At 45.5% G+C, this 10,677-nt stretch carries 9 protein-coding genes; 3 read left to right on the plus strand and 6 right to left on the minus strand.

The features are described from left to right. From VIM87_RS30950 to VIM87_RS30960, 3 genes are all read right to left on the minus strand, one after another. A partial coding sequence (locus tag VIM87_RS30950) for a hypothetical protein (protein WP_332000729.1) occupies positions 1–1,598 on the minus strand: 1,598 nt, incomplete at its 3' end. A 31-nt stretch (positions 1,599–1,629) separates the two neighbouring features. After that, entirely contained in the window at positions 1,630–3,243 is a 1,614-nt protein-coding gene (locus VIM87_RS30955) for an RICIN domain-containing protein (RefSeq protein WP_332000730.1), read from the minus strand. 335 nt (positions 3,244–3,578) lie between these two features. After that, positions 3,579–3,944: a helix-turn-helix domain-containing protein gene (locus tag VIM87_RS30960; RefSeq protein ID WP_332000731.1), complete on the minus strand. Its 366-nt coding sequence runs from the start codon at positions 3,942–3,944 to the stop codon at positions 3,579–3,581. 76 nt (positions 3,945–4,020) lie between these two features. On the opposite strand from VIM87_RS30960, the gene VIM87_RS30965 reads away from it, so the two are divergent. Then, entirely contained in the window at positions 4,021–4,551 is a 531-nt protein-coding gene (locus tag VIM87_RS30965; protein ID WP_332000732.1) for an NAD(P)H-dependent oxidoreductase, read from the plus strand. Here the strand turns inward: VIM87_RS30965 and VIM87_RS30970 are convergent, their stop codons facing one another. Next, complete coding sequence (locus VIM87_RS30970; RefSeq protein WP_332000733.1) at positions 4,552–5,136, minus strand: Crp/Fnr family transcriptional regulator; 585 nt, start codon at positions 5,134–5,136, stop codon at positions 4,552–4,554. An 89-nt stretch (positions 5,137–5,225) separates the two neighbouring features. Then, positions 5,226–5,993, minus strand: a complete 768-nt coding sequence (locus tag VIM87_RS30975) for an SDR family oxidoreductase (RefSeq protein ID WP_332000734.1) — start codon at positions 5,991–5,993, stop codon at positions 5,226–5,228. Positions 5,994–6,193: 200 nt separating this feature from the next. Here VIM87_RS30975 and VIM87_RS30980 point away from each other — a divergent pair, with 200 nt between their 5' ends. After that, positions 6,194–7,387, plus strand: coding sequence for an MFS transporter (locus tag VIM87_RS30980; protein WP_332000735.1), 1,194 nt, complete (start codon positions 6,194–6,196; stop codon positions 7,385–7,387). Positions 7,388–7,398: 11 nt separating this feature from the next. Here VIM87_RS30980 and VIM87_RS30985 read toward each other — a convergent pair whose 3' ends face one another. After that, positions 7,399–8,496 carry an SWIM zinc finger family protein gene (locus tag VIM87_RS30985; RefSeq protein WP_332000736.1) on the minus strand — a complete coding sequence of 366 codons (1,098 nt, stop codon included), beginning with the start codon at positions 8,494–8,496 and terminating at the stop codon, positions 7,399–7,401. 184 nt (positions 8,497–8,680) lie between these two features. On the opposite strand from VIM87_RS30985, the gene VIM87_RS30990 reads away from it, so the two are divergent. Beyond that, a partial coding sequence (locus VIM87_RS30990; RefSeq protein ID WP_332000737.1) for a TonB-dependent receptor occupies positions 8,681–10,677 on the plus strand: 1,997 nt, incomplete at its 3' end.

Consider the following 10,677-nt stretch of genomic DNA (forward strand, 5'->3'; position numbering starts at 1 on the left):
TCCCTGAACTGGTTGAAGATGGCTTGTCCGCCGGTAGTAATACCCTCATTCCCTAATGAAAGCGCATAAATTACATATCTGCTGCACAGGGGTAACAGATCCTTATCCCATCGGTTTATAACACTAATGGTGTTATTGCCCGGCACTGAAATATTCGACACATTCCAGGATTGACCCACGCCGCTGTTTGCCCGTGCAGTAAGCAACTGGGCATAGAGCTGGGCATATCCCTGGTTGTTGGTGGCGCCGGTTCCTGAAGGAACCGAAGAGCCCATAATGGCTATGCGGCTAAGGTCCTTTGCAGGGCAGCTTGGCTCAAACATCACCGGATCAACCTGGCTCATTTTCATTACTCCCAGGTAGCCGAATGATCCTTCAGTTCTGGTTAGGGTAAGATTTATCTGGCCATTATCATCCGGCATTATGATATCGGAGGTTAAAATGGTTTTCGTATTGCCATTGTAACCCGTTCCTCCCAGGTTGGTTCCGGAGGTTTGCAAAGTTCCGTTGTAGAATGTAGCACCTGTTAATGAATACGTGGTAACCCGTTTCTCAGGATCATTCCGGCTGCCGAATAAATTGAAAACATAGCCTTTTGTTTTATCCAAACCCCTTATAGAAAGGCTGGAAGATGCGGTGGTGTGAAAATAATCCTGCGTAGCTGTTGGAATAGCAAGATCGCCCAGTAAACCGGCATCCGGCGATAATAAACCTCCGTTTTGAATACCATTGGAAAGGAATCCGGAAGTGATCTTAAGATACGCACCGGTAGCCGTATTCGCTTTATCCGCCAGGTTTACCTGGGGCGCTGTGGTATTGATATTGGTTACATTGTTCCAGTAATTGCCATTTATATCAGGGCTAGTGGTGATGTTGCCATTGCTCACATCATTGGGTCCAAAATCAATGTACACTGTTTTTAACGCGGTAACAGGCAGCCTGACCTCCTCAATTTTCAGCGCGCCAATGTAGGCGAAAGCACCCAGTTCCCTTTTTACCGTAATGGCTATCTGGCCCTTTGCATCAGGGGCAATAGTACCCGTAACCAGGATGGTGCTGTTATTGCCATTGTACCCGGTTCCTCCTAAATTGGTGCCCGAGGTTTGAAGGGTAGCGCTATAAGTGGTTTTACCAACAAGGGTGTAATTTGATTTGCGTACCTCAGGATCATTGCGGGTAGCAAAGAAATTAAAAACATAGCCCTTGCTAACATCCAGGCCCTTTATTATAAAAGCAGCAGTATTATCCGTATGAAAATAATCCTGCGTAGCGGTATTAATTGCAAGATCCTTTAAGAGTGCCGCATTAGGCGCTAATAAGCCGCCATTGTTAATACCGTTCGAGCTAAACCCGGCGGTGATGTTTATAAATGCGCCGGACGATGCATTCCTGCTGGTTAACAGGTATACCGGGGCGGCGGTGGTGCTGGTATTGGTAACATTGTTCCAGTAATTGCCATTTACATCAGGACTGGTAGTGATGTTACCATTCGTAACATCATTGGGTCCAAAATCAACATAAAAAGTTCTGAGCGTTTGCGCATACGTGTTAACCGTAGCCAGGCAAAGGACCAATAAATAAAGAAATAGTTTTTTCATAGCAAAGATGTGGTTTGAGGGATGCTGTATTTTATAGTTTTATTAGCTGCCACTGCTCACTGTTGCCTCCGTGGTAACCATATTGAATAACACTGGCCCTTTCGTCGGTAGAGCCGCTAAGCACATCCAGCACTTTACCGGAATGAACAAAGCTGAGTGTATAGTACCCGTTTTCCGGCGAAGTGATAGACACCTTTTGATTATTCCAGCCAACATAATCCCAGATATGAACAATAGCCGCAGGTTCCGTAGATACATCCTTCAGGTCAAGCGCCCTTCCGCTGCCCACATTAATAATTTTGTACTGTCCGTTGCCTAAGCCGGTGATGGTCCAGCGCTGGGCATTAGTGCCGTTCCAGGTATACTGTTGTACGATGGTGCCATTTGCGGTATTGCCATCCCTGCAATCCAGCACTTTGCCGCTGTTGCGGTTAGCGATCCGGTAAGTACCATCAGCAACCGGCTCATAGGGTTCAGTGGGAGTTACAGCCTGTAAAACAACAGAACCCTCTGCTTCCATAGCGCGAACATCGCCTGTAGGAGTAGCCGCAGACCATATATTCCATGAAACATTGTAATCATAACGCCTCCAGCTCCATGCAGCAAGGCATTGTTTGGTAAGATACTCCCGGTAGGTACCCCAGAGGTTATTCTGGGTGGCCATCAGGCTTAAGCCGCGCACAAACTGATCAGCGCCAAAATCGCCGTTAGCTGGTTTGTCCTGGTTAAGTATAGGCCAGGTGTTTATAACATGCGCAGCTACAAATTTTGCATCATCCAGGTAGGAAGCCGTTCTTGTGATCTGGTAGAGCGCGTTGGCTGCGTTTACAAACAATCCACTGTTATAGATATTGTCGTCTGAATTAACATTCAGGCCATTAGGCCCCCAGCCTTCATAAAGCCTTCCGGTAGTGGTGTTTAGGAGTCTGCGTGCCCAGGCATAGGTGGCAATGCATTTATTCAGCACATCCGTATTACCGGTTGCATTGTAGATCATACAGCCGGCAATGATGAAGGGATAGTTACTCAGGGCAATTTTGCCGCCGTTCGGCACATCTTCCATGTTCTCCCAGATCCCGCCATCGTAAACGTTATTCCAGCCCCGGTTATACACTACATTCCAGTTGGTGATGGCTGCATCGCGGTACGTTGTATTGCCGGTGATCTGGTAACCACGGATCAGCGCAATAATGGCCCATTCAATATCGTCGTTCCAGCTATCCCAGGAAAGGTCTTTGGTAGCTGCGGGAGTGATCTCATTGGCTATAAAGGTGTTTAGCAGATCAATGATCAGCTGTTTGGCGTCCGCTCTCCGGGTCTTGTCGTAAAAATCCTCCACCCCGGTGATCATGTAAGCCTGGCCCCACATGAAAGCTCTTGACCGGTCCGTTAAGCTGTTACAGAAATAGGTTTGACCGCCTGAGCGGATCAGGTAAGCCCTTAGCCACCCATCGTATACCTGGTCGTCAATACCCGGATCAATACCACCTCTTGCCAAAGGATTTGACTGGGGGCTTTCAGTTTCCGGAACAGCCGGGGAGGGAGCGGGTTTTTGTTCATCCTTAACACATTGTGAGAAAAAGACCGTAATGCACAGCATGATCAGTAACCATTGCTTGGATTTAGGCGCTGCAGATTTTTTCATAACATTTAAGATTTGGTTAATTGTTTAGGAACATATTTTATCGATGGAGAATGCTTAGATGACGTGGTCAACTATCTAAAGCAATAGGGTACTTAGGCGTTATCGTCGCAGGATTGTTTTGGGTATAACAACCTGGTTTATGGCATAAAACGTGGAATTTTCATTATTGGGTAATATAGGTTATGACATTTTAAGGGATGGGGCTAAGTTAATCACTAATGGAGCGGGATTGGCCGGTAATTACCCCACCGGTAAAAAAATCTAACTGGTTTTAAAACTATATATTTTATAATCAATGGCTTATGTGGCGGCTGGGATCGAAAAATCTAAGGGCATTATTTCTCCTTATCCAGCTCTTTATGTTTCTTTCCCCAATTTTCGAGCTGTTCAATAACGGGTTTTAACTCGTAGCCGATCGGGGTTAGCTCGTATTCTACCCTTGGAGGAACCTCTGCGTAAACGGTTCGTTTCACAATCTTGTTTTCCTCTAATTTTTGCAGCTGCAAGGTAAGCATCCGTTCCGTGATGTTGGGTAAACGTTTTCTTAATTCTCCAAACCTCAGCTTACCGTTTACCAGCCAGGAGCAAATAGCCAAAGCCCATTGCCCGCCAATAATGTTAGCGGCATACACTTCTGAACATTCATCGGCTAAGGCCTGTTTGTTAGCAAAGTTTGTGGAGGTTGTCTTAATTTTTGACATTACTTACATTTTATATAGTACCATACAACGGGTTGCTAAAATATCAAATTTAGGTTAACCGCTTTACTTTCGTAAAATGAAAACTTTGGTGATCGTCATACATCCCGATATTGAAAGTTCGGCTATTAACAAGAGATGGATAGAGGAGCTAAGTAAATTCCCTGACAAATATGTTATCCATCAGCTGTACAAAGCGTATCCTGATGAAAACATTAATGTGCCGGCAGAGCAAAAGCTTGTGGAGCAATACAGCAAAATTGTATTTCAATTTCCTTTTTATTGGTTCAGCAGCCCCCCGCTTCTAAAGAAATGGTTTGATGAAGTATTGACTTACGGCTGGGCTTATGGAAGTACAAGCGGTTACAAGGTTGCGGGAAAGAAAATTGCCCTGGCAGTATCTGCAGGAGTTGATGAGCACGAATATCGCGATGGGGAAAGATACAAATACACCCTGGCAGAGTTAACGCGGCCTTTTGAGCTGACTTTTGAATATGTAAAAGCCGATTATAAACCGTTGTTTGCCTACTATGGCCTTGAGTTAAATGCTTCTGATGAATGGATTGAGAAGAGTGTTCCGCTTTACAAAGAATTTTTAGGATCGCTTTAATTACTTTTCCTGTTTTGCATAATTGCTTCTGATCCGGCTTAAGGTTTCCCGTGTAAGGCCTAAGTAGGATGCGATCATGTGAAGGGGCACACGATTAAAGAAGTCAGGATATTTTTTAATGAAATTCTCGTAACGCTTTTCTGCAGTATCACTGATGTTGCTCAGGATGCGGTTTTGGCTGGCATCATAGCTCCGTGCATCCAGTCTTTCCTTAAAACGCTGAAAGTTGGGGATAGTTTTTACAAAATCGTCAAGATCGCTTTTCCGGATCAATATTAGCTCACTGTCTTCCAAAGCATCAACGTTGTTCTTTGCCGGCTCTCCTGAATTATAGCTTTCGTAATCAGCTATCCACCAGTTCTCTACTGCAAATCTTAAGATGTGTTCGGCTCCGTTATCGCCCACACGGTATAAGCGCATACAGCCTTTTGAAACAAAAGAATTGTAGTGGGAAATATCACCTTCCTGCAGCAAATATTGCCTTTTGCGAAGCTTCTTTGTTATAGTCTTGGCACGGAACTGCTCTATTTCGTTATCGGTAAGGGAGGCATTCTTTTTCAGGTATTGCGCAAAATTTTCAAACATTGCCGGTTACTTTATTGCAAAGTAACGGAATAACCGGCCAATAGAAAAGAAACCCCCATACGTAATGGGGTTTCTTTAATAGCTATTAATTATTTCAGAACTGTTATGTTTATAACGCCGCCATCTGCAAGGATTTCGGTCCCCACTACGAAGGAGGATTCGTCTGATGCCAGGAATACAGCTGCTTTTCCTATATCCGATGGCTGCCCGATCCTGCCAATAGGGATTAGACCGGTCCACAGATTCTTGACATGATCAACCTGCTCAGCGGCTACGAATTTATCAAATACAGGCGTATCAATGGTGCCGGGAGAAAGTACATTTACCCTTATATTCCTGTCTAACAGGTCAAGAGAAAATCCGCGTGCAAACGAAATTACGGCTGCTTTAGCCGCGGCATAAGTTGACTGGCCGGGAAATGCCCGGTGCCCGCTTATTGAGCCGATCAAAACAATGGCCCCCCCGTCTTTCATGTAGGGCAATGCCTTTTGTACCGTAAAGTATACACTTTTCAGGTTAAGGTTCATGTAATGGTCATATTCCGCTTCGCTGATAACAGTTACCGGACCCATTTTCACGCCTTCAACCGCACCTCCTGCATTTACAACAAGGCTATCTATCTTTCCGAATTTTGCGGAAGTATCCCTGAAGATGCGTTCAAGGTCTTCCATTTTTGTTACATCGGCATTTATTCCAATGAAATTGTCACCTAATGCTGCAATGGAACGGTCTATGGTTTCCTGGTTCCTTCCTACAATTGCTCCCACGGCGCCTTCGCTCTGAAAGGCCATTGCAATACCTAGTCCAATGCCGCTGTTACCTCCTGTAATTACGGTTACCTTATTCTTTAGCTTCATGATATTTATTTTTATCAGGGCAAAGTTCAGGTAACAGGGGGCTTGCTTCCGAGGATATTTGTCAAATAATCTGTGTGATAAATGTCACTTCCATAATACTTCCTTTTGCGTTGATCCCGCTTCCGTTCGCGTTGACTGCGCTGTGATGGCCACTCTACCTTTGGAATGTTAGCAACGATTACAATAATGATCTCCTGTAAATGCAATTATTAAGAATAAAACCAGCCAACCCTTTTCCCGTATTGCTTTTGGCTACGTTCATTGACCTGCTAGGCATCGGTGTGCTGCAGCCTGTACTGCCATTTCTTGTAGCACAATACACGCATGCGCACATTGCATCTTATGTAGGTATTATAACCGCCTTATTTGCTTTCTGCGAATTTGTGGCAGCTCCTGCATTGGGTTTATTAAGCGACCGGTACGGAAGGCGGCCGGTATTGCTGTTAAGTATGGCAGGATCGGCACTGGGTTCTTTATTGCTGGGCTGCGGCAAAACACTATGGCTGCTGTTTCTGGGAAGGATCATCGACGGGTTAACGGCCGGGAACATCAGTACCATTTTTGCCTATGTGGCAGATATTACTCCGCAGGAGCAAAGGGCAAAGCGCTACGGAATGATAGGCGGCGCAATAGGTTTAGGCTTTATTATAGGGCCTGCAATAGGCGGCTTTGCTGCCCGCTGGGGCCTGTCTGCCCCTATGTACATAGCGGCTGCAATGTGCCTGTTTAACCTGGGCTGGGCGTATTTTTCCTTGCCCGAAACGGTATCATTACAATCAATACATACCAGGTTCCGTTGGGCAGATGCTAATCCCCTGGCAGCGTTTAAAGGTATCCGGTCAAATGCAGCGCTGCGGGCCTTGTTGCTGGCGTCCGTATTTCATTTTATAGCATTTGCGCAGCTGCAGGGAAATATTACGGTATATTTTAAAGAGGAGCTGTTGTGGGATACCACTCAAATGGGCATCATATTTTTGCTGGTCGGCATTGGAGACCTGGTTACGCAGGGGTACCTGGTAGGGAAGCTGCATCGGTTTTTTGATGAGCGAACATTATCCGTAATAGGTATCAGCATCGCAGGCGCTATGTACCTGGTCTTTGCTTCGTTTATGCGTTTTCATATTACCCCTGAAGTGTATATCGCTTACCTGGTTTATGCTTTCGGCAAAGGACTGTTTGAACCATCAATGAGCTCCCTGGTTTCTAAAACGGCCAATGACAATGAGCAGGGGAGAGCGCAGGGAACTTATCAATCATTGCAATCACTAACCAGGGTGATAGGGCCCGTAACTGCTGCTTTTTTATATAATATCCATAAAGGATTGCCTTATGTTGTTTGCGCGGCGCTCACGTTTATTTCAGCAATATTGTTTTTGCGGTTAAGGAAAACGTAATGGCGCTTATTTTACCCTTTATCCATGGCAATGATTTTATTTAATTCTTGTACCATGGCTGGCCGGCGGGGATACTTCTGGTTCAGGTCTCTTGCAAGCGCAATGATCTTTTCTTTCCCTTCAGGGATACTTTCTATAGCCGTTTTCATTTTGCCTGCTAAATTGATGTATTCACCACGATTGCCCGCCGTATCTCCCTCTCGCTCAAATGCAGGCAGATAGATTGCTAATAGTTCTGAGGGATATTCTTTTACTAAATAAGTATGATATTGTAAGATCCTGTCCAGATCAATATCCTTACTGACCAGCGCCAGCAACCTGTCCCAATATTCCTCTTCAACATAAATGGGCGCAAGGGCATCCAGCAAAAGAACATCAGGCGAATACCATACTTTACCTTTGTTCTTTTGGTATGCTTGTTCTATCTGGTTTATTTTTTCTGCAATATGCTTTTCTATCACCTCTTTCCATTCAGCAGCCGTAAATGTTTTTCTCCATTGAATATAGTAATCCCGGTTAAACCATCGGTCAAAAGCAAAATACTTTGTGTAATGTCTGATCGTTTCCTTATCCTCTTCCAGAACAGCCACACGCAGTAATTCTTTTTCCCACTCCGAAACAATGCCTGGATGGCCTTTTTGTCTGGCAATTTTGATCCCTTCTGCTATTAGTTTTTTCGCCAGGGAAAGATCTTTCCTATCAATAGCACTATCCACTGCTCCCTGCCTGATCTCTACGGTATCCATATTTTGCTGAACAAGTTCAGCTATTTCTTCCAGGCTTATTTTTTGGAATAATGTTTTAAAATCAGGCTTTTCCGGTTGTGCTGTCCTGGTGATTATTAATACTTCTTTTAGCCGGAAAAGCGCCGCCGCAATATGTTTGCATATTCCCTCGCCATAAGGGCAGTTGCAGGAATAGTCTTCTATTTTATTCTTATCAATAAGTTTTATTTCCACGGTATATGTTGTGGAGCCTATTACTTTTGCATGCCAGATGCTCTTGCCCGTTTCTTCCAGGCCAGTAACAGCGCCATCTGCATAGTACTGTTTTCCCCGTCTTAAAATGGTTTCGTTTAGCTGGAGCTCAAAATCTTTCAATGTAAGCATAAGCAAATTATAACTTTAGAAAACAAGCGACTTACTACTTAAATATTCTCTTTATTGGAAGACGGGCCGAATATACTAAAATTCGTATCGTGCAGGCGGGCAGGCCAATGTGAACCGGTACAAAAAGCAGCCGGCTTCCATAAAATAGTTCCGGATATTATCTTTACGGGCATTGGTATACATTATGAGAACATCTTTACTGGTAGCAGCATTATTATTCCTTTCACAATTATCTTTTTCCCAGGCGGGTACACTCAGTGGCGCCGTAATAGACGGTAGATCGGGTTTTCCCCTGGAAGGCGCTACCGTGCTGGTAATGCCGGCTAACCGGAGTGGGGTTACCAATGACCGTGGTAAGTTCTATTTTAAGATACCGGGCAATACACAGCAGCAAATAACCATCTCCGCTATTGGATATGCATCCCAAACCTTAGCGCTTGAGGCGCTGCAGCATGGTGCGGCCGTGGTAATGACGCCCAGGAATATACAGCTCAGTGAAGTAACCGTATCCGGCAATCCTGCAGACCAGTATAAGCCTATCAGCAAGCTGGATATAAAAATGCGGGGCATCAACAATTCCCAGGAAGTATTGCGTATGGTACCCGGCTTGTTCATAGGGCAGCATGCCGGCGGCGGCAAAGCGGAGCAAATGTTCCTGCGGGGTTTTGACCTGGATCATGGTACGGATATTAATATTGCGGTAGATGGCATGCCGGTGAATATGGTTTCCCATGCGCACGGGCAGGGTTATGCCGATCTGCATTTCCTGATACCGGAGCTGATAGAGAATGTGCATTTCAGGAAAGGCACTTACTACCCGGAAAAAGGCAACTTCACTACCTCCGGCTATGTGGATTTTAAAACCTTTAATGTGCTGCCCAATAACCTGGTAAAGCTGGAAGCAGGCATGTTTGATACTTACCGTGCATTGGGGATGGTGAACCTGCTGGGCGAAAAGGCAAAGGCTAAACAGCAATCCGCCTTTATTGCATCAGAGTATATGTACACAGATGGTTATTTTGATCATCCGCAGGACTTTAACCGGTTTAACCTGTTTGGGAAATACTACGGTAAGCTCAATGAAAATAATGTGCTGAGCTTTACGGCATCTACCTTTTACAGCAAATGGAATGCCTCCGGGCAAATACCCGACCGGGAAGTAAAAGCCGGGCTGCTGGACTATTTTGGGGCCATTGATCCCAATGAAGGCGGCAAAACCTCCCGTACCAATGTAAATGCCCAGCTAACCTCTACCTTCGCAAACGGCGATGTCTTAAAGAACCAGGTATATTATTCCCTGTATGATTTTGAGCTGTACTCCAATTTCACCTTTTACCTGAACGATCCGGTAAATGGCGACCAGATACGGCAAAAGGAGCACCGTAATTTATTAGGGTATAACGGCAGCTATTCAAAGGTCAGCTATCTGGGGAATACCCGCTTAACTTCAGAAGCCGGGGCTAATGTGCGCCTCGACCGGACCCGCAACTCTGAACTGTCCCGCACAAAAGACCGCAGCGTTACTACCGGTCCGTTGCAGCTGGGCGATATTTCTGAATCTAACGTAGCCGGCTATATTAATGAAACATTTAAGTTCACCGAGCATTTTACCATGAACGCAGGCCTGCGCTACGATCATTTCTTTGATAAGTACAGGGACCAGCTGCGCAATGATACTGTTGGCAAGGCAAATGCCGGGATCTTAAGCCCCAAGCTGAACTTTTACTACCATATCAATAACAAGGCGCAGATCTATTTAAGCACCGGCAGGGGATTCCATTCCAATGATACCCGTGTGGTGGTGGCGCAAAAGGGATTAGAGATCTTACCCGCAGCTTATGGTACCGACCTGGGTACGGTATTGAAGCCAACCAAAGACCTGCTGTTAAATGCCGCCATATGGTATTTGTGGCTGGACCAGGAATTTGTATATGTAGGAGATGAAGGGGTGGTAGAGCCCAGCGGTAAAAGCCGCCGCCTGGGGTTTGATGTTTCCGCCCGTTACCAGCCCATAAGCTGGCTGTATTTTGATGCAGACCTGAATTACTCCAACGGCCGTGCGGCGGGCGAACCGAAGGGCGCTAACTACCTGCCGCTGGCGCCGGTGCTAACCAGCATAGGCGGTGTTACCTTTAAAACAAAACCAGGCATTAATGCGAGCCTGCGTTACCGTTATATGGG

Source organism: Chitinophaga sp., from assembly GCF_036569125.1.
In the GTDB taxonomy this organism is placed as follows: domain Bacteria; phylum Bacteroidota; class Bacteroidia; order Chitinophagales; family Chitinophagaceae; genus Chitinophaga.

Bases quoted from the DNA above. Each gene is read 5' to 3' on its own strand.
- VIM87_RS30955 (WP_332000730.1), bottom strand. From the start codon at position 3,243: ATGAAAAAATCTGCAGCGCCTAAATCCAAGCAATGGTTACTGATCATG.
- VIM87_RS30960 (WP_332000731.1), bottom strand. From the start codon at position 3,944: ATGTCAAAAATTAAGACAACCTCCACAAACTTTGCTAACAAACAGGCC.
- VIM87_RS30965 (WP_332000732.1), top strand. From the start codon at position 4,021: ATGAAAACTTTGGTGATCGTCATACATCCCGATATTGAAAGTTCGGCT.
- VIM87_RS30970 (WP_332000733.1), bottom strand. From the start codon at position 5,136: ATGTTTGAAAATTTTGCGCAATACCTGAAAAAGAATGCCTCCCTTACC.
- VIM87_RS30975 (WP_332000734.1), bottom strand. From the start codon at position 5,993: ATGAAGCTAAAGAATAAGGTAACCGTAATTACAGGAGGTAACAGCGGC.
- VIM87_RS30980 (WP_332000735.1), top strand. From the start codon at position 6,194: ATGCAATTATTAAGAATAAAACCAGCCAACCCTTTTCCCGTATTGCTT.
- VIM87_RS30985 (WP_332000736.1), bottom strand. From the start codon at position 8,496: ATGCTTACATTGAAAGATTTTGAGCTCCAGCTAAACGAAACCATTTTA.